Annotated in this window: 23 protein-coding genes; 16 read left to right on the top strand and 7 right to left on the bottom strand. The window is 64.1% G+C overall.

Annotated features, from left to right (window positions below; translation table 11 throughout):
• Nucleotides 1-36 precede the first annotated feature (36 nt).
• The 3 genes from pmbA (at nt 37) to F1735_RS12625 (ending at nt 3391) form a co-directional block, all read left to right on the top strand.
• Nucleotides 37-1389: a metalloprotease PmbA gene (gene pmbA / locus F1735_RS12635; RefSeq protein ID WP_167237256.1), complete on the top strand. Its 1353-nt coding sequence runs from the start codon at nt 37-39 to the stop codon at nt 1387-1389.
• A 190-nt stretch (nt 1390-1579) separates the two neighbouring features.
• On the top strand, nt 1580-2665 hold the full coding sequence (locus F1735_RS12630; RefSeq protein WP_167237255.1) for a TRAP transporter substrate-binding protein: 1086 nt from the start codon (nt 1580-1582) through the stop codon (nt 2663-2665).
• 78 nt (nt 2666-2743) lie between these two features.
• Nucleotides 2744-3391, top strand: a complete 648-nt coding sequence (locus tag F1735_RS12625; RefSeq protein WP_167237254.1) for a glutaredoxin family protein — start codon at nt 2744-2746, stop codon at nt 3389-3391.
• 52 nt (nt 3392-3443) lie between these two features.
• Here the strand turns inward: F1735_RS12625 and F1735_RS12620 are convergent, their stop codons facing one another.
• Together F1735_RS12620 and F1735_RS12615 are read right to left on the bottom strand one after the other, a co-directional pair.
• Nucleotides 3444-4058 (bottom strand): OmpW/AlkL family protein, encoded by a 615-nt coding sequence (locus tag F1735_RS12620; RefSeq protein WP_167237253.1) that lies wholly within the window; start codon nt 4056-4058, stop codon nt 3444-3446.
• A gap of 113 nt (nt 4059-4171) precedes the next feature.
• Nucleotides 4172-5302 (bottom strand): M14 family metallopeptidase, encoded by a 1131-nt coding sequence (locus F1735_RS12615; protein ID WP_167237252.1) that lies wholly within the window; start codon nt 5300-5302, stop codon nt 4172-4174.
• 149 nt (nt 5303-5451) lie between these two features.
• Here F1735_RS12615 and F1735_RS12610 point away from each other — a divergent pair, with 149 nt between their 5' ends.
• Nucleotides 5452-5856, top strand: coding sequence for a GFA family protein (locus F1735_RS12610; RefSeq protein ID WP_167237251.1), 405 nt, complete (start codon nt 5452-5454; stop codon nt 5854-5856).
• A 125-nt stretch (nt 5857-5981) separates the two neighbouring features.
• Here F1735_RS12610 and F1735_RS12605 read toward each other — a convergent pair whose 3' ends face one another.
• The 3 genes from F1735_RS12605 to paaX all read right to left on the bottom strand — a co-directional run bounded on the left by F1735_RS12605 (nt 5982) and on the right by paaX (nt 8483).
• A complete protein-coding gene (locus F1735_RS12605; RefSeq protein WP_167237250.1) occupies nt 5982-6242 on the bottom strand; it encodes a DUF2442 domain-containing protein in 261 nt (86 codons plus the stop codon).
• A gap of 101 nt (nt 6243-6343) precedes the next feature.
• Complete coding sequence (locus F1735_RS12600; RefSeq protein ID WP_167237249.1) at nt 6344-7429, bottom strand: TRAP transporter substrate-binding protein; 1086 nt, start codon at nt 7427-7429, stop codon at nt 6344-6346.
• 91 nt (nt 7430-7520) lie between these two features.
• Nucleotides 7521-8483, bottom strand: coding sequence for a phenylacetic acid degradation operon negative regulatory protein PaaX (paaX, locus tag F1735_RS12595; protein WP_167237248.1), 963 nt, complete (start codon nt 8481-8483; stop codon nt 7521-7523).
• 200 nt (nt 8484-8683) lie between these two features.
• On the opposite strand from paaX, the gene paaA reads away from it, so the two are divergent.
• The 12 genes from paaA to paaZ are packed head-to-tail and all read left to right on the top strand — an operon-like array spanning nt 8684 to nt 20472.
• Complete coding sequence (gene paaA, locus F1735_RS12590) at nt 8684-9670, top strand: 1,2-phenylacetyl-CoA epoxidase subunit PaaA (protein WP_167237247.1); 987 nt, start codon at nt 8684-8686, stop codon at nt 9668-9670.
• 22 nt (nt 9671-9692) lie between these two features.
• On the top strand, nt 9693-9977 hold the full coding sequence (gene paaB, locus F1735_RS12585; protein ID WP_054268390.1) for a 1,2-phenylacetyl-CoA epoxidase subunit PaaB: 285 nt from the start codon (nt 9693-9695) through the stop codon (nt 9975-9977).
• Nucleotides 9978-9997: 20 nt separating this feature from the next.
• The gene (gene paaC, locus F1735_RS12580; protein ID WP_167237246.1) at nt 9998-10750 is read left to right on the top strand and encodes a 1,2-phenylacetyl-CoA epoxidase subunit PaaC; all 753 of its coding nucleotides are present in this window, start codon (nt 9998-10000) and stop codon (nt 10748-10750) included.
• Entirely contained in the window at nt 10750-11280 is a 531-nt protein-coding gene (gene paaD / locus F1735_RS12575; RefSeq protein ID WP_167237245.1) for a 1,2-phenylacetyl-CoA epoxidase subunit PaaD, read from the top strand. Before paaC ends, paaD begins: the two co-directional genes overlap by 1 nt.
• A gap of 18 nt (nt 11281-11298) precedes the next feature.
• A complete protein-coding gene (gene paaE / locus F1735_RS12570; RefSeq protein ID WP_167237244.1) occupies nt 11299-12375 on the top strand; it encodes a 1,2-phenylacetyl-CoA epoxidase subunit PaaE in 1077 nt (358 codons plus the stop codon).
• A 37-nt stretch (nt 12376-12412) separates the two neighbouring features.
• Nucleotides 12413-13204 (top strand): 2-(1,2-epoxy-1,2-dihydrophenyl)acetyl-CoA isomerase PaaG, encoded by a 792-nt coding sequence (gene paaG / locus F1735_RS12565; protein ID WP_167237243.1) that lies wholly within the window; start codon nt 12413-12415, stop codon nt 13202-13204.
• Between the two features lies 1 nt (nt 13205).
• The gene (gene paaH, locus F1735_RS12560; protein WP_167237242.1) at nt 13206-14753 is read left to right on the top strand and encodes a 3-hydroxyacyl-CoA dehydrogenase PaaH; all 1548 of its coding nucleotides are present in this window, start codon (nt 13206-13208) and stop codon (nt 14751-14753) included.
• Nucleotides 14754-14756: 3 nt separating this feature from the next.
• A complete protein-coding gene (gene paaI / locus F1735_RS12555; protein WP_167237241.1) occupies nt 14757-15209 on the top strand; it encodes a hydroxyphenylacetyl-CoA thioesterase PaaI in 453 nt (150 codons plus the stop codon).
• A gap of 11 nt (nt 15210-15220) precedes the next feature.
• Nucleotides 15221-16537, top strand: coding sequence for a phenylacetate--CoA ligase PaaK (gene paaK, locus F1735_RS12550; RefSeq protein WP_167237240.1), 1317 nt, complete (start codon nt 15221-15223; stop codon nt 16535-16537).
• 26 nt (nt 16538-16563) lie between these two features.
• On the top strand, nt 16564-17778 hold the full coding sequence (pcaF, locus tag F1735_RS12545) for a 3-oxoadipyl-CoA thiolase (RefSeq protein WP_167237239.1): 1215 nt from the start codon (nt 16564-16566) through the stop codon (nt 17776-17778).
• A gap of 10 nt (nt 17779-17788) precedes the next feature.
• Nucleotides 17789-18385 (top strand): phenylacetic acid degradation protein PaaY, encoded by a 597-nt coding sequence (gene paaY / locus F1735_RS12540; RefSeq protein ID WP_167237238.1) that lies wholly within the window; start codon nt 17789-17791, stop codon nt 18383-18385.
• Nucleotides 18386-18420: 35 nt separating this feature from the next.
• The gene (gene paaZ / locus F1735_RS12535) at nt 18421-20472 is read left to right on the top strand and encodes a phenylacetic acid degradation bifunctional protein PaaZ (RefSeq protein WP_166887324.1); all 2052 of its coding nucleotides are present in this window, start codon (nt 18421-18423) and stop codon (nt 20470-20472) included.
• Between the two features lie 177 nt (nt 20473-20649).
• Here paaZ and F1735_RS12530 read toward each other — a convergent pair whose 3' ends face one another.
• Together F1735_RS12530 and F1735_RS12525 are read right to left on the bottom strand one after the other, a co-directional pair.
• Nucleotides 20650-22050, bottom strand: a complete 1401-nt coding sequence (locus F1735_RS12530) for a DUF1501 domain-containing protein (protein WP_229505737.1) — start codon at nt 22048-22050, stop codon at nt 20650-20652.
• An 8-nt stretch (nt 22051-22058) separates the two neighbouring features.
• Nucleotides 22059-24185 carry a DUF1800 domain-containing protein gene (locus F1735_RS12525; protein WP_229505736.1) on the bottom strand — a complete coding sequence of 709 codons (2127 nt, stop codon included), beginning with the start codon at nt 24183-24185 and terminating at the stop codon, nt 22059-22061.
• Nucleotides 24186-24347 lie beyond the last annotated feature (162 nt).

Below are 24347 nucleotides of genomic sequence, written 5' to 3'. Positions count from 1 at the left end.
ATACCCGTTTAACCGGACAGCCGAAGAAAACCACACATGAACGACTCCGTCTTTATCCACACCCAGGATCAGCTGCAGCAGCTGGCGCGCGACGTTTTGGCCTTTGCCAGGGAGATCGGTGGCACCGATGCCGCGGTCGACATCAGCGAGGGAAGCGGGCTGGCGGTGTCGGTCCGGCGTGGCAAAATCGAGACGATCGAGCAAAATAAAGACAAAGGCATGGGCGTGACCGTGTATATCGGTCAAAAACGCGGCAATGCCAGCACCTCCGACTTTTCCCCGGCGGCCCTGCGCGCCACCGTCGACGCGGCCTACAACATCGCCCGCTTCACGGCCGACGACGACTGCGCCGGCCTGGCCGACGCCGACATGCTTGAAACCAAGCCGCGCGACCTGCGCCTGTGCTACCCGTGGATGATCTCGACCGAAGACGCCGTGGTTCTGGCGCAACGCGCCGAAGCGGCCGCCTTCGACGTCGACCCGCGCATCACCAACAGCGAAGGCGCCAGCGTGCATGTGCAGCAGTCGCACTTCGTGTCGGCCAATTCGCGCGGTTTCGCGGGCGGCTATCCGTTTTCGCGCCATACCCTGTCGGTGGCGCCGATCGCCGGCAAGGGCGCCAAAATGCAGCGCGACGACTGGTACACCTCGGTGCGCGACCCGAAAAAAATGGCCCGGCCCGAGGCGGTGGGCCGTTACGCGGCCGAGCGCGCGCTGGCGCGCCTGAACGCGCGCACGCTCGATACGCGCACCTGCCCGGTGCTGTTCGAAGCGCCGCTGGCGGCCGGCCTGCTCGGCTCCTTCGTGCAGGCAACCTCGGGCGGCGCGCTGTATCGCAAGTCGACCTTCTTGCTCGATTCGCTGGGGCAGTCGGTCTTTCCCTCGCATATCCAGATCCTGGAAGACCCGCACGTGATCGGCGGGGTCGGTTCGGCCCCGTTCGATGAAGAAGGCGTGCGCACCGTGCGGCGCGACGTGGTCAAGGATGGCGTGGTGCAGGGCTATTTCCTGTCGTCGTACTCGGCGCGCAAGCTGGGCATGAAAACCACGGGTAACGCGGGCGGTTCGCACAACCTGACCATGAGCTCCACGCAAACCAGGCGCGGCGACGACTTCGCCGGCATGATCAAGAAAATGGGGCGCGGCCTCTTGGTGACGGAACTGATGGGCCAGGGCACCAACTACGTGACCGGCGACTATTCGCGCGGCGCGTCGGGTTTCTGGGTTGAAAATGGCGTGATCCAGTACCCGGTCGAGGAAATCACGATCGCCGGCAACATGAAGGATATCTTCCAGCAGATCGTCGCCATCGGCAATGACGTGCTTATCCGTGGCAACAAGCAGACCGGCTCGATCCTGATCGAAAAAATGGTCGTCGCCGGCGGCTGATCGTCCTCATGTTCTTCTTGCGTGGGCCCCGGTGCCCACGCCTTACCCCATCTGCATCCCGCGCCTCCCCCTGTAAGACTGCTGTAAGATAAATTACGTTGCATGCTTGCCTAGACGCAAATACACTAGCCCAGGCACCATGACACTGGTGGTATTTCCGTGACGTAAACCCTTCAGGAGACACAGACATATGGAACGTCGTTCCTTTATTAAAAAAGCGGCAGTCGGCGCTGCCGCCGGCGCAGTCGCCGCACCGGCGCTGGCTCAGTCGCTGCCAACAATCAACTGGCGTCTCGCCAGCAGCTTTCCCAAGTCGCTCGATACCATCTTCGGCGCCTCCGACATCCTGACCAAGCGCGTTTCCCAGCTGACCGGCGGCAAGTTCAACATCCGCTCGTTCGCGGCCGGCGAAATCGTGCCGGGCCTGCAAGTGCTCGACGCGGTCCAGGCCGGCACTGTGGAAATCGGCCACAGCGCGTCCTACTACTATTTCGGCAAGGACGCCACCTTCGCCTTCGACTGCGCGGTCCCGTTCGGCCTGACCTCGCGCCAGCACACCGCCTGGTACCAGGAAGGCGGCGGACGCGAACTGACGCGCAACTTCTTCAAGGGCTATGGCATCGTCAACTTCTTGGGCGGCAATTCCGGTACCCAGATGGGTGGCTGGTTCCGCAAAGAAATCAAGTCGGTGGAAGACCTGAAGGGCACCAAGATGCGCGTCGGCGGTTTTGCCGGCAAGGTGCTCGAGCGCCTCGGCCTGGTGCCGCAGCAACTGGCCGGTGGCGACATTTATCCCGCCCTGGAAAAAGGCACGATCGATGCGGCCGAGTGGGTCGGTCCTTACGATGACGAAAAACTGGGCTTCTACAAGGTCGCGCCGTATTACTACGCGCCGGGCTGGTGGGAGGCGGGCGCAAGCTTCTCGTTCTACGTCGGCATCAAGGAGTGGGAAAAGCTGCCCAAGGAATACCAGGCTGCGCTCGAATGCGCCACCTACGAGGCGCACGTCGGCATGCAGGCCGAGTACGACGCCAAGAACCCGGCGGCGCTGGCGCGCCTGATGAAGAACGGCGTCAAGCTGCGCACCTTCTCGAAAGACATCATGGATGGCTGCTACAAGGCGGCGCAGGACGTGATGAACGAAGAGGCGGCCAGGAATGCCAAGTTCAAGACCATCTACGAGCCGTGGAAGCGATTCCGCCAGGACCAGAACATGTGGGCCTCGGTGTCGGAAGCGGCCATGCTCGACTACATGATCAAGGCCGGCAGGAAGTAAGTCCAGCGGACTCCTCGTCGTTCGCGCCAAGGGTCGCCTTGGCGCGGGAACGACATCGGCTCACTCAATCCATCATCCATGAAACGCATCCTTTTCCTCGCGCTGATCGCCGGCGGCGCCTTCTATGCATACAAAACCGGGCGCCTCGGCGGCGGCGGTGACGGTGCGTTCGACAAGAACGGCAAGCCGGCCGTGATGCTGTTTACCAGCGCCGAGTGCGGCGACCCGTGCGACAAGATCCGCGGCGAGCTGAAAAAGCGCGTCGCCAGCTTCGAGGAGGTGATCCTCACCGAGCCGAACAGCAAATACCGGGTCAACGCCATGCCGACCGTCATCGCCGGCAAGCAGCGCAGCGTGGGCGACGATGTGCATAAGCTCGCGGGCATGCTTGGCGAGGTGCTGGGCAAGGACGCGCTGACGCGGCGCGAACGCATCGTGCTCGCCAATCACTTCGACGCGCAGGATAAACCCAAGGTGGTGTTGTACGGGACCAAATGGTGCGGCTACTGCAAGGCGCAGCGCGAACTGTTCGAGGAAAAGAATATCCCCTTCGAAGATGTCGACGTCGAGGCGTCCGAAGCGGGCCTGATGGCCTACAACGCCCTTGAAGGCAGCGGTTATCCGCTCACGTATGTGGGCTACCGGCGCTTCGGGGGATTCAATGAGTCGGAGATCCTGACGGCGGTCAAGGAACTCGGCGACAAGCCGCAGGCCGGCTTGCACTGAGCGCGCCACAGGGTAGGGCGTCCGCAGGGACGCCCTACGGGACGCCGCTCAATCAGAAGCGGTAACCGACACCGACGGCGATCAGCACAGGATCGACTTTCACGGTGCTCACTTTGGCGCCGGCGATCATCACATCGCTGCGGATGTTGATGCGCTTGACGTCCAGGTTGAGCGACCAGTTTTTATCGATCTTGACATCCACGCCGGCTTGCACAGCCAGCCCCACGCTGTCGCTTTCCAGGTCGCCCGCGCCGTTGAGCAGTTTGACCTTCGAGATGCGCGTGTAGTTGATACCGGCGCCCAGGTAAGGCTTGAACTGGCCGATCGGGTTGAAGTGGTACTGACCCAGCAGGCTTGGCGGCAGGTGCTTGAAAGTGCCGATCTTGGCGCCGTCGAGCATCACGTCATGTTTTTGCGGATAGGTCAGCACCAGTTCGGCCGCCAGGTTCGGCGTGAAAAAATAGCTGACATCGAGTTCCGGAATCGTCTTGTCGGACACCGAAATACGGTCCGATGCGCCCACGCCACCAACCGGCGAGGACTTGTCGGCCGGACTCAGGTGTACGGCGCGCGCGCGCACCAGCCATTGTCCATCTTGCGCGTGAGCTTCAACGGCGACCAGGCCCAGCATACTGACTGCTACTGCTGCTAACAATTTGCTCTTCATCACAACTTCCTTCTTCGTTTGTCATTGGGTATGACTGAAGTTTATTGATTGACCTCAACAAAATCGTTGATGTGAATCAAAAAATCGGAGCAATGATGAAAAGCCGTATCGGGTCAGGCCGGGTGGCGCAGCGCCTGCAAAATCGGTTGCAGCACCGCCGCGCCAAGGCGTGCGCTGCGCGCGCCGTCCCAGCCGCAGATCGGATCGGGATCGTTGGCGTTGTCCTTGAACGGCAGCTCCAGCGTCAGCGACAGGCAACCGAAGGCGTGCGTGATGTGCGGCGAACCCATGGTGATGGTTTCGTCGGTGTAGGGCGAGTCGCCGTAGCCATGCACGTCCTGGAAGTCCGGGCTGGCGATCTTGAAGTCGTCGGCGAAGCGCTTCTCTTGCGCGGCCTGGGCCGGCGTAAAGGTCGGCAGGGAGGCGCTGCCGGCCACGAACACGTACGGCAAGCCTTCATCGCCATGCACGTCGAGGAACAGGTCGCAGCCGGTTTCCAGCATCTTCTTCTTGACCACGAACACTTCGGGGCTGCGCTCCATGGTCGGCGTATTCCACTCGCGGTTGAGATTGGCGCCGGCCGCGTTGGTGCGCAGGTTGCCATGCACCGAGCCGTCCGGATTCATGTTCGGCACCACGTAGAACACGGCTTCCTTGAGCAACTGGCGTCCAAACGCGTCGGCCGGGTCGAGCAGGGCGTCGAGCATGCCCTCGACAAACCACTCGGACATGGTTTCGCCCGGATGCTGGCGCGCGATGACCCAGATTTTTTTCTTTGCGGCCGGGTCGCCGATCACCAGCACGTTCATGTCGCGCCCTTCCACGCTGCTGCCCACGTCCAGCATGCGCACCTGTTCCGAGAGCTGCGCGCGGTCCAGCAGTTCAAGGTGGCGTTCCCACGAGTAGGGCTCGAAGTAGGCGTAGTAGACGCTGTCCATTTCGGGCGTGTGGGAAATCGTCATCACCTGGCCGTCGAAGCTGGTGGGTACGCGGAACCATTCCACGCGGTCGTAGCTGGCCATGGCCTGGTAGCCTTCCCAGCCGGCCGGATAGGCGCTTTTCCCCGCGTTCAGGAAGCCGATGGTGCATGCCTCGCCCTGCGCGCCTTGCAGGCGGAAGTAAAACCACTGGGTGATGTCGGCGTGCGAGTCGCGGCGGATGTTCAGGTCGATCGAGGAGGCGCTGGTGGCGCTCACGATATCGATGGCGCCAGCGTCGAACTGGCTGCTGATTTTGATAGACATGGTGTGTCCTTGGCTGGTGAATGAGAGGCGCGGCTGCTGTGCGCGCGAGGCGTCATGATACGCCTTCGGATTAAACCCGGTTAATAGGGCGAAAATCGCCCGCATTCAGCCTTACCCTGTTGTTTTGAAAACAGCGAAGGAAAACAGCGATGAACAAGACCTATCACGGCAGTTGCCACTGCGGCGCGGTGCGCTATGAAGCCGATATCGACCTGAACCAGGGCACGAGCAAGTGCAACTGCTCGATCTGCGCCAAGACGCGCAACTGGAACGCGGTGATCAAGCCCGATGCGTTTCGCTTGCTGACGGGGGAGGATCAGTTGAATACGTACCAGTTTGCGACCAAGAGCGGGCATTACCTGTTTTGCCGGCAGTGCGGCGTGCATTCGTTCGGTCGCGGCTATGTGGAGTACCTCGGTGGGGCGCTCGTGTCGGTCAATCTGATGGCGCTCGACGATGTAACGCCGGAAGAGCTGGTTGCGGCGCCGGTGGCATATCTGGATGGCTTGAACGATAACTGGGCCAATCCGCCGGCGCAAACGCGGCATTTGTAGGACAGGCCGCGACCGGCAATGGTCGCACTACCGCGTCGTTCCTCGCTGAAGGCCGCCCTGGCGCGGAGGCGGGGTTCATGCGTTCGGTTCCGGTTCCGGTTCCGGTGCTGCGTTGCCGGTCCTTCTCAGCAGTCGTAATTCATGCTGTCGCGCGGGTAGGCCATCGGGTTGCGGATCGCCTCCAGGGTCAGGTCCAGGTCGAGCTCCGGCCAGTACACGCGCCCGGTGCTCACGCACTTGACCCGGCAGATCTGCGCAATGGTCGCGTGTTCGAACAGCGGAAACTCCACGAACGGCAAGTACAACTCTTCCTCGCCACACTGCAGCCAGAAGCCGTGCGGGCTCAGGCTCGTCACTTCCGCGCAGGAAAAATAGATGCCACTCATAGTCAATCCCCGTTAAGTATTTTACCCAGGCAGGGTTGCCCGTATCGAAGGTATCAAATGCGCCAGGCGATTCGTTTGACCTGGCTCAAGTGACCCTGAATTTACTTCCGTCCTATCGAAATCAGATAGTTTTGCATCGTCTGTTCCGACACCGAGGCCCACATGTTCTGGTCCTGGCGGAACCGCTTCCACGGCTCGTACACCTTGTTGAATTTGGCGTTCCTGGCCGCTTCCTCTTCCATGACCGCGGTCGAGATCTTGTACGCCTCGTCCATGATCGCCTTGGAAAAGGTATGCAGCCTGGCGCCGTTCTTGATCAGGCGCGCCAGCGCCGACGGGTTCTTGGTGTCGTAGGCGGCCTGCATCGTCACGTGACATTCGAAGCTGGCCGTTTCCACCGCCGCCTTGTACTGGGCGGGCAGCTTTTCCCATTCCTTGATGTTGATGTAGAAGGACAGCTGCGGCCCCGCCTCCCACCATCCCGGCGTGTAGTAGTGCGGCGCCACCTTGGCCAGGCCCAGCTTTTCATCGTCGTACGGACCGACCCACTCGGCCGCGTCGATCGTGCCTTTTTCGAGCGCCGCATACACGTCGCCGGCGGGAATCTGCTGCGGCACCGCGCCCATGCGCTCCATCACGCGGCCGGCGAAACCGGCGATGCGGATCTTCATGCCCTTGACGTCTTCCAGCGACTTGATCTCCTTGCGGTACCAGCCGCCCATCTGCGTGCCGGTGTTCCCGGCCATGAAGTTGATGATGCCGTAGCCCTTGAAGAAATCGCGCATCAGCTCACGCCCGCCGCCCTGGTCGAACCATGCGGTCTGCTGGCGCGAGGTCAGGCCGAACGGCACCGCGCAATCGAACGCGAACGTCGGGTCCTTGCCGAAGTAGTAGTACGACGGCGTGTGCCCCATCTCCACCGTGCCCGCCTGCACCGCGTCCATCACCTGCAAGCCCGGCACGAGGTCGCCGGCGGCGAACTGGCGGATCTGGAAGCGACCGCCCGTCAGTTGCGACACGCGCTTGGTGAACGCTTCGGCCGCGCCGAAAATGGTGTCGAGCGACTTGGGAAAGCTCGACGCCAGGCGCCATTTGACTTCAGGGTTGATTTGCGCGAACGCCGGCGCGGCAATGACGCCGGCCGTCGCGCCGATGGCGCTTTTGGTGAGGAAGGAACGACGTTGCATGACAGTCTCCGAGTTTTTTGGTATGTCTGAGGGACGTGCGACTTATTGTAGCCGTATGTTCGCGCCAAAGTTTCGTGTAATTGTAGCGTCGCTAGCGCGCTGTGGGACTTACATTTCCCGGCGCGTCGCCAGCCAGCCCGCCGAAGCGCTGGAAGAAGCCGGCATCAAGCTGCGGCACGCTGTCATCTTCGCGCCGCAAGGTCGCCATGATGTGCGCTTCGGCCCCCGCGTATGTACGCGCATACAGCGCGCGCGCCAGTTCGTAGGCGCTGCTGCCCGGCCAGGGATCGGGCAGCAGTTCGATCGGCAGCATCGGGTCGTGCAGCTGCACGCGGCGGTAGGCGTGGACCAGCAGGGTGCGGATCACGAAGGCTTGCTCGGGTGCGGGCGCGTCGTCGCTGCGCAAGAGTTCCAGCAAAGGCCCGAAGCGCTCGATGAAGTGGCGATAGCCTGTGACCACGCCCGACAAATCCCAGCCATCATGCACCAGGTCCTGCAGCGGGCGGCTCGATACCCCCGGCAGCGCGCTGGCGCGGCACACGAACAGCTTGTCCTTCACGCCCACGCGCGCCAGCAGTTCTTCGAGCACGCCGGCGTCGCTGGCCGGGTGCCCGAACATGCCCGGCGCAATCATGGCGTAACCTTCCCACAGCATTTCCTTGCGCAGCAGCGCGCGCTCGGGCGCGTCGATGCCGCCGGCGCCGGACAGCACCAGCGTCCAGTTGCCGTCCCAGTGCGCGGCCAGCGGCGCGTAAATACGCCGGTTGGCGCGCTCGAAGCGGGGCAGGGCCTGCGGCAGGATGGCGTAGGAACTGCGGCGCCCGTCGCGGTTGGCCACCAGCCAGCCTTCCTGCGCCAGCCGGAACACGCTGGTGCGCAGCAGGCGGTCGTTGATCCCGAACGGCGCCAGCAGCTCGATCAGGCTGCCCAGCCAGATGGCGCCGCCGTGCGGGGCGATGGCGTCGCCGAACATCGTCATCACAAGCGACTTGGAACGGGGTGGATCGCTGGCGAGAAACTCGGCGATCCATGCTGTGCTGGTAAGTTGTTTCATGGATGCATGGTCTGGCGCGGTGGGGGGATTGTCAAGCAAAGCAGCCGTTTACTTTAGCGCGTGTTGGGCGCAGCATGGTTTTTTGCCATCGGATGAACTACGATCAGATACACGTATACAATACGATTCAATTAATCTGTGTACATCTGATTTTACGTATCGTATTATCGCTTGATCGCCTTTGCAATGGGAGAAGCACCATGTACGCACAACTCGTAGAAACCGGCCTCAAGACAGTCCAGAGCGCCGAGGACATGGATGAGCAGGAGCGCGAGTTCCAGGCGCGCATCGATGCCGGCGTCAAGATCGAAGCCAAGGACTGGATGCCCGAGGCCTACCGCAAGACCCTGATCCGCCAGATTTCCCAGCACGCGCACTCAGAGATCGTCGGCCAGCTGCCCGAAGGCAACTGGGTCACGCGCGCCCCCACGCTCAAGCGCAAGTCGATCCTGCTGGCCAAGATCCAGGACGAGGCCGGGCACGGACTGTATCTATATAGTGCGGCCGAAACCCTGGGCGTGTCGCGCGACGAGCTGCTGGCCGCCCTCCATTCGGGCAAGGCCAAGTATTCGAGCATTTTCAATTATCCGACCCTGTCGTGGGCCGACATGGGCGCGATCGGCTGGCTGGTGGACGGCTCGGCCATCATCAACCAGATCCCGCTGTGCCGCTGCTCGTACGGCCCGTACGCGCGCGCCATGATCCGCGTCTGCAAGGAAGAATCGTTCCATGCGCGCCAGGGCTACGACATCATGATGAGCCTTGCCCAGGGCACGCCCGCGCAAAAGGCGATGGCGCAAGATGCGCTCAATCGCTGGTGGTGGCCGTCGCTGATGATGTTCGGCCCGTCCGACGCCGAATCGGTCAACAGCGCGCAGTCGGCGCAGTGGCGCATCAAGTTGTTCTCGAACGACGAACTGCGCCAGCGCATGGTCGACCAGACCGTGCCCCAGGCCGAGTACCTGGGCTTGACCGTGCCCGATCCCGACCTGAAGTTCAACGCCGGCACCGGCCACTACGAATTCGGCGAAATCGACTGGAGCGAGTTCCAGAACGTCTTGAAGGGCAACGGCCCGTGCAACCGCGAGCGCCTGCGCACCCGCGTCAAGGCGTATGAAGACGGCGCCTGGTTCCGCGATGCGCTGGTCGCCTACGCCGACAAGAAATCCGCACGCGCCGCCGCCTGATCCCACATACCGGAGTATAAAAATGAGCAAAGAATGGCCCCTGTGGGAAGTCTTCATCCGCAGCCAGCACGGCCTGGCGCACAAGCACGTGGGCAGCCTGCACGCGTCCGACGCCGAAATGGCGGTCAATAACGCGCGCGACGTCTACACGCGCCGCAACGAAGGCGTGTCGATCTGGGTCGTGCGCGCCGCCGACATCGTCGCCAGCAGCCCGGGCGACAAGTCGGCCCTGTTCGAGCCGTCCAACAGCAAAGTCTATCGCCACCCGACCTTCTTCCCGATGCCGGAAGAAGTCAAGAACCTGTGAGCGTGCCAGTGACCGACGCCGTGAACAATCGAATCGCATACCTGCTGCGCCAGGGCGACAACGCCCTGATCCTGTCGCAGCAGCTCTCCAAACTGTGCGGCAAAGGCCCCGCGCTCGAAGAAGACATGGCGCTGACCAACGTCGCCCTCGACCTGCTCGGCCAGACCCGCATGTGGCTCACCTACGCCGGCGAACTGGAAGGGCGCGGCCGCACCGAAGACCAACTGGCCTTCCTGCGCGACGTCCACGAACTGCGCTGCTGCCTGATCGTCGAACAGCCCAACGGCAACTACGCCGACACCATGGTGCGCCAGTTCTACTTCGACACCTGGCACTACTTCCTGATGCTTGGGCTGACCATCTCAAGCGATGCGCGCATCGCCGAGATTGCCGAAAAATCGCTCAAGGAAGTCACCTACCACCTGCGCCGCAGTGGTGACCTGATCGTGCGCATGGGCGACGGCACGCCCGACAGCCACGCCAAAACCCAGGCAGCGGTCAACGAACTGTGGATGTACAGCGGCGAGATGTTCCTTTACGACGACATCGACAACGCCATGGTGGAAGAGGGCGTGGCCCCCGCCGCCGAAGGCTTGCGCGCGGCCTTTATCGAACACGTGTCCGAGATCTTTGTCGAAGCGACGTTGACGATGCCCGATCCGGCGGCCTGGATGCAGCGCGGCGGCAAAACCGGCCGCCACAGCGAGCACCTGGGTTTCATCTTGGCCGAGATGCAGTTCCTGCAGCGCGCCTACCCCGGGGCCGAGTGGTAATGAGCACGCAGCCGGCCAGCACGGAACAGGTCTGGGCCTGGCTGGGCGAGGTCAGCGACCCCGAGATCCCGGTGATCTCGGTGGTGGACCTGGGCATCGTGCGCGCCGTCGAATGGGACGACGCCACCTGCGTCGTCACCATCACGCCGACCTATTCCGGCTGCCCCGCGATGACGGTGATCGCCGACTCGGTGAAGGATGCGCTGCATGGCCACGGCGTGCTTGATGTGCGGCTGGTGAACCAGCTCTCGCCCGCGTGGACCACCGACTGGATGAGCGAGGCCGGCAAGCTCGCCCTGAAAGGCTACGGCATTGCGCCGCCGGCGCAGCAGGTCATCGATATCAGCGGACTGCGCAGCGCCCTGCATGCGGGCGTCAAGCGCGTCGCCATGCCGACGCTGGTCGTCATCTGCCCCAATTGCGGTTCCAGCCACACGGAGCTGACCAGCCAATTCGGCTCGACGCCGTGCAAGGCGCTCTACAAATGCCTGGACTGCCGCGAACCGTTCGATTATTTCAAGTGCCATTGAGTTATCACTAAGGCTGTTATGAGCAAATTCTATCCCCTGACCGTCGCCAAGGTGCGCAACGAAACGCGCGACACCATCGCCGTCACCTTCGCCGTGCCGGACGAACTGGCCGCCAGCTTCGCCTACCAGCAGGGCCAGCACCTGACCTTGCGAGCGCAGATCGGCGACGAAGACGTGCGCCGTTCGTATTCCATCTGTTCGGCGGTGCAGGACGGGGCGCTGCGCGTGGCCATCAAACGCACCCAGGGCGGCCTGTTTTCGAGCTGGGCGAATGAACACCTGAAGGCCGGCGCGGTGCTCGACGTGATGCCGCCGATGGGGCACTTCAACGTGCCGCTGGCCGCTGGCAACGCGCGCCACTACGTCGCCTTTGCGGCCGGCAGCGGCATCACGCCGATCCTGTCGATCATCAAGACGACCTTGCTGACCGAGCCGAAAAGCCGCTTCACGCTGTTCTACGGGAACCGCGCCTCGTCGTCGGTGATCTTCAAGGAAGAACTGACCGACCTCAAAGACAGCTACATGGAGCGCCTCAACCTGGCCTACGTGATGAGCCGCGAACAGCAGGACATTGAGCTGTTCAACGGCCGCATCACCAAAGAAAAGGTCGAGCAGTTCATCAAGCACTGGATTCGCATCGAGGACCTCGACATTGCCTTCATCTGCGGCCCGGAAGACATGATGCACGGCGTCTCGGCGGCCTTGCAGGAAGCCGGCATGCCCAAGCAGAATATCAAGGTCGAGCTGTTCGCCGCCAGCATCCCGAAGCACCAGCACAAGGCACGCCAGTTCGACGCGCTGGTGCGCAACGAGACCGAGGTGACCGTCATCCTGGACGGCAGCCACACCAGCTTCACGATGGACAAGGACAAGGAATCGATCCTCGACGCCGGCCTGCGCGCCGGGATCGACATGCGCTACTCGTGCAAGGGCGGCGTGTGCTCGACCTGCCGCTGCAAACTGGTCGACGGCAAGGTCGACATGGACGTGAACTACGCGCTGGAAGACTACGAAATCGCGCGCGGTTTCGTCTTGAGCTGCCAGAGCTTCCCGGTGACAGACAAAGTGGTCGTCGATTTCGACCAGGCCGAATAATCCAACCCGCAACGCAACCCCACAGACAGGACGCGCCATGAACTACGAAAACATCACGTTCCAGATCGAACGCGGCATCGCCACCCTGACCCTGAACCGCCCCGACAAGCTCAATAGCTTCACCCAGGCGATGCACCTGGAGGTGCGCTCGGCGCTGGCCGCCGTGCAGGCCGACCCCACCGTGCGCGTGCTGCTGCTGACCGGCGCCGGGCGCGGTTTTTGCGCCGGCCAGGACTTGTCGGACCGCGCGGTCGAACCGGGCGCCGACGGCGTGGACCTGGGCCACTCGGTCGAAACTTACTACGCACCGCTGGTCATGACCCTGCGTTCGCTGCCGATGCCGGTCATCTGCGCCGTCAACGGCGTGGCCGCCGGCGCGGGCGCCAACCTGGCGCTGGCCTGCGACATCGTCCTGGCCGCCAAGTCGGCCAGCTTCGTCGAAGTGTTCTGCAAACTGGGCCTGATCCCCGACACCGGCGGCACCTGGCACCTGCCGCTCCTGGTCGGCCACGCGCGCGCCATGGGCATGGCCATGCTGGGCGAAAAAATCCCGGCCGAACTGGCCGAGCAATGGGGCCTGATCTGGAAGTGCGTGCCCGACACCGCCCTGATGGAAGACGCGGTGGCCATGGCCGAACACTTCGCGCAAGCGCCGACCAAAGGCCTGGCCTTCACCAAGCGCGCCATCCAGGCCAGCTACGCCAACAGCCTGCCCGAACAACTCAAGCTCGAAGGCGAGATGATGCGCGAACTCGGTTACAGCCACGATTACCGCGAGGGCGTGAGCGCCTTCATCGAGAAGCGCACGCCGCACTTCATGGGGGAATGAAATGGCAGCACTGGAACAAGGCAGCATCGTCGCCGTCATCGGCAGTGGCGCCATGGGCGCCGGCATCGCGCAGGTGGCGGCCGCCGCCGGCTACCCGGTCAAGCTGTTCGACACGCGCCCCGGCGCGGTCGAGAAGGCGATTGCCGATATCGGCAAGGTGTACACCACCCTGGTCGAAAAAGGCCGCATGAGCGGCGCGGCGGCGATTGCCGCGCGCGCGCGCCTGCACAGCGTGGCCACGCTGAAAGAAGTGATTGACGCCGCCCTGGTGGTCGAAGCCATCGTCGAAAACCTCGATGTCAAGCGCATGCTGTTTGCCGACCTCGAAAACGTGGTTGGCGACGACTGCATTTTGGCCACCAATACCTCGTCGATCTCGGTCACGGCGATCGCCGCACCGCTGCGCCGCCCGCAACGCCTGGTCGGCATGCACTTCTTTAACCCGGTGCCGCTGATGGCGCTGGTGGAAGTGATCAGCGGCCTGGCCACCGATCCGGCGGTGGCCGACACGGTGTACGCCACCGCGGCGGCCTGGGGCAAGAACCCGGTGCATGCAAAGTCGACGCCCGGCTTCATCGTCAACCGCGTGGCGCGCCCGTTCTACGCCGAAGGCCTGCGCCTGCTGCAGGAGCAGGCAGCAAGCGCCGCCACGCTCGACGCGGTCATGCGCGACTGCGGCGGGTTTCGCATGGGGCCATTCGAACTGATGGACCTGATCGGCCATGACGTCAATTTCTCGGTCACGCAATCGGTGTTCAACGCCTACTTCGGCGATCCGCGCTTTACGCCATCGGTGCTGCAGCAAGAGATGGTCAACGCCGGCTTCTTCGGGCGTAAATCGGGGCGCGGCTTTTACCAGTACGGCGAGGGTGCGGCCAAGGCGACGGCCAGCCAGGAAGCGGCGCAAGTGCGCCCGGAAGTGGTCAGCATCAGCATCGACGCCGACGTTCTTGACACCGTAACGCGGCCGCTGGAACAGCGCCTTGCCGCCGCCGGTTTCACGGTCGGCCACCGCAAGCCGCTCGCGCATGCGGGCGAAAACGAAGCGCCCGCCTTCCACTGCAACGGCGCCGCCATTTTCCTGAGCGACGGGCGCAGCGCCACCGAGCGCGCCAGCGCCAATCACCATCCCGACACGGTGCTGTTCGACCTCGCGCTCGATTACGGCAAGGCGACCCGCATCGCGCTGGCGCGCGCGGACCAGTGCGGCGACGCCGCCTGGAACGCGGCGGTCGGCCTGTTCCAGGCGGCCGGCTTTGCGGTCACGCGGCTGGACGACGTGCCGGGCATGGCGGTCATGCGCACGGTCGCCATGCTCGCCAACGAAGCGGCCGACGCGGTCAACCAGGGCGTGTGTACCGCCCCGGCGGTCGACATTGCGATGCAAAAGGGCGTGAACTACCCGCGCGGGCCGCTGGCCTGGGCCGGTACGGTCGGCATCGACCACATCGTGACGGTGCTCGCCAACCTGGCCGCCGCGTATGGCGAAGACCGTTACCGCGTGTCCCCGCTGCTGCGCCGCAAACTCGCCAATGGAAGCGGCTTCTGACCCATGCAGATTGACACTCAGGTGCTCGACCCTCAAGCGCTGGCCGAACTGGCCGGCAAAACCATGTTCGAGCGCGATCCGGCCAGCCAGGCGCTCGGCATGCTGCTCGCCGAAATCCGTCCCGGCTACGCGCGCATGACGATGCCGGTGCGGCGCGACATGCTCAACGGCCACCAGACCTGCCACGGCGGCTACATCTTCATGCTGGCCGACAGCGCCTTTGCCTTCGCCTGCAATTCGCACAACCTCAACACCGTGGGCGCGGGCTGCACCATCGACTACCTGTCGCCGGGGCGCGAAGGCGACCTCTTGACGGCTGTCGCGATCGAGCAGGCGTTGTCGGGCAAGACCGGGGTCTACGACATCACCGTCACCAACCAGGACGGCCGCACGCTCGCCCTGTTCCGGGGCAAATCGCATCGCGTGACGGGCAACGTGGCAGAACTGCCCGAATAAGGAGGAACACGATGGTCCAACGCACGCCCGCTCCCGCCGACCTGGAGCCGATCGAACGCGCCAGCCGCGACGAACTGCAAGCATTGCAGCTCGAACGCATGCAATGGTCGCTGAAACACGCGTATGAGAACGTGCCGCACTACCGCGCCGCGTTCGACGCCGCCAGCGTGCATCCGGACGATCTGCGCACCCTGGCGGACCTGGCCAGGTTCCCGTTCACCGACAAGAAAACCCTGCGCGAGAATTATCCCTTCGGCCTGTTCGCAGTTCCGCGCGAGAAGGTGGTGCGCATCCACGCCTCGTCCGGCACCACCGGCAAGGCCACCGTGGTGGGCTACACGCAAAACGACATCGATACCTGGGCCGGCGTGGTGGCGCGCTCGATCCGCGCCGCCGGCGGGCGCGCCGGCGACATGGTGCATATCGCGTACGGCTACGGCCTGTTCACCGGCGGCCTCGGTGCGCATTACGGCGCCGAGCGCCTGGGCTGCACCGTGATCCCGATGTCGGGCGGGCAGACCGAAAAGCAGGTGCAGCTGATCTGCGACTTCAAGCCCGAGATCATCATGGTCACGCCCTCGTACATGTTGAACATCATCGAAGAATTCACGCGCCAGGGGGTGGACCCGGCGGCGTCCTCGCTCAAGGTCGGCATCTTCGGGGCCGAGCCGTGGACCGATGGCATGCGCAGCGAGATCGAACAGCGCGCCGGCATCGACGCGGTCGACATCTACGGCCTGTCCGAAGTGATGGGGCCTGGTGTAGCGAGCGAATGCATCGAGAGCAAGGACGGCCCGGTGGTGTGGGAAGACCATTTTTACCCCGAAGTGATCGATCCCGACACCGGCGAAGTGCTGCCCGACGGTTCGGAGGGCGAACTGGTATTCACCTCGCTGACCAAGGAAGCGCTGCCGATCATCCGCTACCGCACGCGCGACCTGACGCGCCTGTTGCCGCCGACCTCGCGCGCCATGCGCCGCATGGGGAGAATCAACGGCCGCTCGGACGACATGCTGATCATCCGTGGCGTGAACGTGTTTCCCAGCCAGATCGAAGAACTGATCCTGCAGATGCCGCTGCTGGCGCCCCACTACCAGCTGGTGGTCGCGCGCGACGGCCATCTGGACAAGCTCGATGTGCTGGCCGAACTGCGTGACGGGTCACAGTCCCAGGACGCCGTAGCGGCACTGGCGCGCGAGCTCGAACACCGCATCAAGACTTACGTAGGCGTGACCACGCGGGTGAACCTGCTGCCGGCCAACGGCATCGAGCGCACCCTGACCGGCAAGGCCCGGCGCGTGATCGACCAGCGTCCAACATCGCATTGACTCAACGACATGACCCGGGAGCACCTGTGAACAAACCGACCGACGCCTTTATCTGCGACGCCATCCGCACCCCGTTCGGCCGCTACGGCGGGTCCTTGTCCGGCGTGCGCGCCGACGACCTGGCGGCGTTGCCGATCGCCGCCCTGATCGCGCGCAACCCCGGCGTGGACTGGACCGCCGTGGACGACCTGGTTTTCGGCTGCGCCAACCAGGCCGGCGAAGACAACCGCAACGTGGCCCGCATGGCCGCGCTGCTGGCCGGCCTGCCGCCGGAAGTTCCGGCCAGCACCATCAACCGCCTGTGCGGCTCCAGCCTGGACGCTGTCGGCATCGCCGCGCGCGCCATCAAGGCCGGCGAAGCGAACCTGATCATCGCCGGCGGCGTGGAAAGCATGACGCGCGCCCCTTTCGTCATGGGCAAGGCCGACAGCGCGTTCTCGCGCGCCGCCAAAATCGAAGACACGACCATGGGCTGGCGCTTCATCAACCCGCTCATGAAGGCCAAATACGGCATCGACTCGATGCCCGAAACGGCCGAAAACGTGGCAAGGGAATTCGGCATCAGCCGCGCCGACCAGGATGCGTTTGCCCTGCGCAGCCAGCAGCGCTGGGCCGCCGCCCACGCGGCCGGCGTGTTCAGGGATGAAATCGTCCCGGTATCGCTGCCCCAGAAGAAGGGCGAGCCGCGCGTGTTCGACACCGACGAGCATCCGCGTCCCGACACCAGCATCGAGATGCTGGCCAAACTCAAGGGCGTGGTCACCCCAAGCGGCACCGTCACCGCCGGTAACGCCTCGGGCATCAACGACGGCGCCTGCGCCATCCTGATCGCCTCCGGCAGCGCCGCAACACGCTTTGGCCTCACCCCGCGCGCGCGCATCGTCGGCATGGCCCTGGCCGGCCTGGAACCGCGCATCATGGGCTTTGGCCCGTCGCCAGCCACCAAAAAAGTGCTGGCGATGACGGGATTGAGCATCGGCCAGATGGATGTGATCGAGTTGAACGAAGCCTTCGCCGCGCAGGGCCTGGCGGTCACGCGCGACCTGGGTCTGGCCGACGATGCCGCCCACGTCAACCCGAACGGCGGGGCGATCGCCATCGGCCACCCGCTGGGCGCGTCCGGCGCGCGCCTGGTGCTGGCGGCCGTCAACCAGTTGCACCGCACCGGCGGGCGCTATGCGCTGTGTACGATGTGCATCGGCGTCGGACAGGGCATTGCCCTGGTCATCGAAAAAGGTTAAGGTGCGCGCCATGGTCAAGGTCTACGCAATCAATGGCGCCACGCCGGTGGTCCATCCCAGCGCGTACGTGCATCCGAGCGCGGTACTGATCGGCGACGTGATCGTCGGCCCGCGCTGCTACGTCGGCCCGCTGGCCTCGATGCGCGGCGACTTTGGCCGGCTGATTTTGGAAGAAGGCGCCAACCTGCAAGACACCTGCGTCATGCATGGTTTTCCCGGCGAAGACACGGTGGTCGAAGTCGATGGCCACATCGGCCACGGCGCGGTGCTGCACGGCTGCCGCGTCAAGCGCAACGCCATGGTCGGCATGAACGCCGTGGTGATGGACCGCGCCGTGGTGGGCGAGGAATCGATTGTCGCCGCCATGAGTTTCGTCAAGGCCGGCATGATCATCCCGCCGCGCAGCATGGTCATGGGCACGCCGGCGCGTATCATGCGCGAACTGACGGACCAGGAAATCAACTGGAAAAGCTTCGGCACCAAGCAGTACCACGAGCTGGCGGTGCGCTCGATGGAAACCATGCGCGAAGTCGAGGCCCTGACCGAGGTCGAGCCAGACCGCGCGCGCATCGATCTTGGCCCTGACCTGCATACGCATAAAGAATAGACCAGAGAACAGAAAGAGAACCAGGAGAAGACACCATGCAAACCATATCGACCCTGCAAAGCCTGATCGGCGGGCGCTGGCTCGGCGCCGAAGCGTCGGTGCCGCTGCACAGCGCACTCAATAACAGCCTGATTTACCATACCCACGCCGAAAAAATCGACTTCGACGAGGCAGTCACCTACGCGCGCAGCACCGGCGTGCCGGCCCTGATGTCGCTCGACTTCCAGAAGCGCGCCGCCTGCCTCAAGGCGCTGGCGCTGTACCTGATGGAGCGCAAGGAAGAGCTGTACGCGATTTCGCACCTGACCGGCGCGACCCGCCCGGACAGCTGGGTCGATATCGAAGGCGGCATCGGCACCCTGTTCGCCTACGCCAGCATGGGCAGCCGCGAACTCCCGTCGAGCAACGTGCTGCACGAAGGCCCGGCGCTCGCGCTGGGCAAGAACGGCGGCTTTGCCGGCACCCACATTTTGGTGCCGCGCGGCGGGCTGGCGGTGCATATCAACGCCTTCAACTTCCCGATCTGGGGCCTGCTCGAAAAATTCGCGCCGAGTTTTCTGGCGGCGATGCCGTGCATCGGCAAACCCGCCACCGCCACCAGCTACCTGACCGAAGCCGTGGTACGGATGATGCACGAGTCAGGCCTGTTGCCGGCCGGCGCCCTGCAACTGGTCATCGGCAGCACCGGCGACCTGCTCGACCGCCTCACCGGCGCCGACGTGGTGACCTTTACCGGGTCGGCCGATACCGCCGCCAAGCTGCGCGTGAACAAAAACCTGATCGCCCATTCGGTGCCGTTTACCGCCGAAGCCGATTCGCTCAACTGCGCCATCTTGGGCCCGGACGTCACGCCCGATGATGTGGAGTTCGACCTGTTCGTCAAGGAAGTCGCGCGCGAGATGACCGGCAAGGCTGGCCAGAAATGCACCGCGATCCGCCGCATCATCGTGCCCAAGCAGCACGTGGAAGCGGTGGGCGAGCGCCTGCGCGAACGGCTGGCGAAAATTGTGGTGGGCGACCCGTCGGTGAAAGAGGTGCGCATGGGCGCACTGGCGTCGATGGACCAGCACCGCGATGTCAGCGAGCGGGTCGAACTGCTCGCGCGCGGCAACGAGATTTTGTTCGGCGCCAAGGATGGCTTCAATCCGGTGGGCGAGGGCGCGGCCAATGGCGCGTTCTTCTCGCCGACCCTGCTGCTGTGCCGCGACGGCATGAACAACGACGCCGTGCATGACATCGAAGCCTTCGGCCCGGTCAGCACCATGATGACCTATTCCGATCTGGACGAAGCCCTGGCCCTGGCCGCGCGCGGCAAGGGCAGCCTGGTCAGCACCCTGGTGACCAAGGATACGGCGATTGCGGCGCGCGCGGTGCCGGTGGCGGCGGCCTCGCACGGGCGCGTGCTGGTGCTTGAGCGCGAAGCGGCGGTCGATTCGACCGGGCACGGTTCGCCCCTGCCGCAGTTGAAGCACGGCGGTCCGGGACGCGCCGGCGGCGGCGAGGAACTGGGCGGCATCCGTGCGGTGCGCCACTTCCTGCAGCGCGCCGCGGTGCAGGGTTCGCCGACCATGCTGGCCGCGATCACGGGCGAGTACGTGCGCGGCGCGGCCGTGCGCGAGGGCGACGTACACCCGTTCCGCAAGTATTTCGAGGAACTGCAGATGGGCGACTCGCTGCTCACGCACCGGCGCACGGTAAGCGAGGCCGATATCGTCAACTTCGGCGGCATCTCGGGCGACTATTTCTACATGCACTTCGACGAGATCGCGGCCAAGGATTCGCAGTTCGGCAAGCGCATCGCACACGGCTACTTCGTGCTGTCGGCGGCGGCGGGCTTGTTCGTCTCGCCGGCGCCGGGACCGGTGCTGGCCAATTACGGGCTGGATAACCTGCGCTTCATTACGCCGGTGGCGATTGGCGACACCATCCGCGCACGGTTGACGTGCAAGCGCAAGGTGGACCGCAACCGCACCGATGACAAGGGCGTGGGACAGGGCGTGGTGGCGTGGGATGTGCAGGTCACCAACCAGCATGACGAGCTGGTGGCCAGTTACGATATTTTGACGCTGGTGATGAAGAAGGGCTGATGGGCGTAAAACGCCGCGTAAGCCGCTTTAGCCCGCACACTCAAGACCGTCTTTCCCGCGAAGGCGGGAATCCAATTTTGTCGCTAGGCGACGGTGCCTTGGATTCCCGCCAAGGGGGCCGCCGAGGCTGGGAAAGACGGTCTTTAGGCTAACGCTACTGGCACGTGTACGGGCTTTTTACACAAACCCCATATTGCGCGTACTCGCGTTGTAATTCCCCAAATTCGGCAGCAAGGCCAGCAACTCGCTGTTCGACACCCCCAGCCACGCGCCCATGGTGGCCGCGAACTGGTCCACCGACGTGGTCGGCAGCAAGCGCCCCTGGCCCACATCATCCGGGCCGCCATTGGCCACGATCGGCGCAACGCCGTAAAAGCGCTTGCCCTTGACCGCCCCGCCCATCACAAAATGCATGCTGCCCCAGCCGTGGTCCGAGCCGTCGGCGTTGCCGGCCATGGTGCGCCCGAAGTCCGACGCGGTGAAAGTGGTGACCTTGTCGGCCAAGCCCAACTCCACCGTCGCCGCATAAAACGCCGCCATCGCGTCTCCCAGCTTGGTCATCAGGACCGGATGGTTGGTGGCCATGCCGTCATGCGTGTCGAAGCCGCCCATGGACACGAAAAACACTTGCCGCTTCGCCCCCAGGGTCGGGCCGGCGGCGATCATGCGTGCCACCAGTTTCAACTGGTCGCCCAGGTTGTTGCCGGTCGGGAACGCGGTTTTCGGCGCCGGCGTCGAGGTCAAGGCTCCGGTCAGCACTTCATTGGCTTCGATCGAGCGCTTGCCGATGCGGTTGTATTCGTTTTCCAGCACATTGCTGCGCTGCTGCGTCATCAGTGTGCGCAGTGCCGTCGAGGCCGCCGCCGAACTGAACAGCGAACCCTTCAGCCCCGCCAGCGGCACCGATCCACTGGTCGACACCTGATATTGCACAGCATTGTTGCCCGACAAGAAAACCGCATTACTCGACACATTGATGCAGGTAAAGGTCGAGTGCGTGTTGCTGGCCTGGAACAGGTCGCCGATGCGCCCGCCCCAGCCGGAGGTGGCGCCTTCCGGCGACGAGGACTGGAACACCGATTGCTGGTCGTTGTGCGAAAACAGTTTCGGCGGCAGGCGCCCGGTCTTCTGGGTGAACTGGAGCTTGGTGGTCGGCTGCACCAGGTTGCCCACGTTCAAGATCACGGCCAGCTTGCCGTCGTTAAACAGCGGCACCAGCGGCGCCAGGTTGGGCGCCAGCGCGTACTGATGCTGGAAACCGGCCGAATCGACCGGTACCACGGTCGGGGTCAGCGCGGTGGCGGCCAGGGCGGCGCGGCTGTGCGCAAAATTGGGCCGGTACGACTGGTACAGCGCGTGACTGCCGGCATCGTAGGGCGTGACGGTGTTGGCGTAGTCGTTGCCGCCGTACAGAAACACGCACACCAGCGCCTTGTAATCGGTGGCCGTGGCCGCGCTGGCCTCGGACATGGCGGCGATGTTGATCGCCCACGGCGCGGCCACGCCGGCGACCGACAGGGCGGAAGCGCGTTGCAGAAAGGCGCGGCGCGATGCATTGGTTCCATTTTTGTTGTGCATGGCTGCTCCTATTTCTGAACGATAAATTCGGGTGAGGCAAGCACCAGCACCAGGGCGGCGTAGATGCGGTTCAGGCGGTGCGCCTCGGTGGTTTTCGGAATCGAATCGATCCCGCCCTTGATCAGGTTGAGCGTGGCCGGCGTCAGTTGCCCGCCCGCCAGCAGCAGGTTCAGCTCGTTGACCAGGTTGTCGGACACCTCCGCCAGCGGCAGCCAAGCGCTGTAGTCGGCCTTGACGTCGCCCACGCCCCGGCTGACCACGCCCTGCATGTAGTTGACATAGCCGACCACGGTCGATTCATTGGTGATCTGGAATTCTGGCGCCACCATGCGCGCGTTGGCAATGGCGCTGTTGGGCGGCACGTAGCCGGGACGGAAGAAATTGAATACCGTACTGGAACGGCCTGGGCTTTGTCCGAGGCGCGTGCCGGGGTCGGATGTGTTGCCGATCGCCCAAGCGTCCGACGGCGAACCGGCCTTGAACGCACGCGCCCACGCGGTAAAGCGCAGCACCGGCTCGCGCAGCTTGCCGAAGTTGGGATCGCTCAAGTGCTTGGGGTTGCGCGCCTCGTCGTCGAGCAGGATGGCCGAGACGACCTTGGCCAGGTTGCCCTTGACGCCCTTGCCATCGTTGTTGAACACCGCGGTCACGCGGGACACATAGGCGGGCGACGGGTTGCTCGTGACCAGGCGCTGGATCAACTGGCGGCCGATGAACGGGGCCACATTGGCATGGCCGAAGATGGTGTCGAGCGCGAGGGTCAGGCTGGTCAGGGCGTCGGTGCCGGCGGGAATGCCGCTGCCGAGGAAGTTCTTGGGGCCCGATTCGTGCCGGTTGGCCGAGACGATCATCGGGCGGCGCTTGTAGTCCGGCGAATTCATGTCGCCGCCGGCCAGGTCGTAGCCCCAGCCGGTGAACACGCGCGCCAGGCCGGTGATGTCTTCCAGGGTATAGGTTTCCTGCTGCAGCCCGCTGCTGAGTTTGGGCGTGCCGTCGTTGTTCAGCTGCACCAGGCCGATGGTAAACAACTGCATGACTTCGCGCGCATAGTTTTCGTCGGGCAGGGCGCCGGTGCTGGTGTTGAGCTTGACGTTGCCCCGGTAGGTCAGGTATTCGCCCATCGGCGCGCTCAGCGAGACTTGCTGGAGCAGGGTGCGATAGTTGCCGAAGGCGTGGGACTCGAGCAAGTCCATGTGCGCGACGCCGGAAAAATTGCTCCAGCTGGCGCTGAAACCGCTGATCGACGCCACCACGATTTCGGACAGCGCCAGGGTGACGCGCTGGCGCAAGGTGTCGGGCGCGCTGATCATCTTGCGCCAGAAGGCCGCATCGTGGCCGTTTTCGGTGTTCTTGAGGTCGGACGTGTTGAATTTTTTGCCGACCAGGTAATCCCAGCGCGATTCGCCGCGCGGCATGGCGATCTGCTCGTTGATCCAGCCGGCGTAGCCGAGTTGCTGCACCCGGGCAATTTGCTCGCGCGTGGCTCCCATCGAGGCCTGGGCCAGGAAGCGCGAGGCTTCGGCGGGAGTGATTTTTGCGACGACCGGCGTCGGGGTTGGGGTTGGCGTTGGCGTGGGGGTTGGCGTGGGGGTCGGGGTTGGCGTCGGCGTCGGGGTCGGCGTCGGCGGCGGCGTCGGGGTCGGAGGCGGCGGGGGCGTCGGCGCGGGGGGCGTCGGGGGTGGCGCGCCGGGAGTGGGGCGCGCGGGCGTCGGGAGGTCCGGGGTCGGCGTCATTGGCGTCGTCACATCCGGGGTCGGCGTTACCGGCGTCATTGGTGTCGTCACGTCCGGCATCGTCATGTCCGGGACCGTCATGTCCGGTGTCGGCACGGTCGGCGTCGGTGCGGGACCGGCCGTGCCTGGCACTGGCGTCGGCGCCGTCGGGAACGGCGTTGGCACAGCCGGTGTCGGCACGATCACCGGCGGGGCCGATACCCCCGTGGGAATGGCGGAGCTTTCACCGCCGCCACCGCAGGCTGCCAGCACGGCGCCGGACAGCAGGGCGGTGGTCGTCGTGGCCAGCCTGACGCCCGAAATCGATTCATCGCCAGCAACATCAAGCTGGATGGTTGACATGATGGCGTCGACGCCAGCGTCATCCTCGACACTTGCGTCGAGTAGTTGTTGCTCTTGCATGAAATTGTTCCCGGTGTGTCCACGACCAGAGATAATAGATGATTAGTGGAAACAAATAAACGCCGTGTTTTGTTTTTTTTGTAACAAGCGTGCGATTTTCACCTTGTTTGCAACACTGTTTCAGGCTTTTAGGTGTGAAGGCGTTGGTATATGGATATGACG

Source organism: Massilia genomosp. 1, from assembly GCF_011682185.1.
Lineage (GTDB): Bacteria > Pseudomonadota > Gammaproteobacteria > Burkholderiales > Burkholderiaceae_D > Telluria_A > Telluria_A rubra.
The sequence above is the reverse complement of the archived record's forward strand: the minus strand, read 5'-3'. Positions and strand labels throughout refer to the sequence as shown.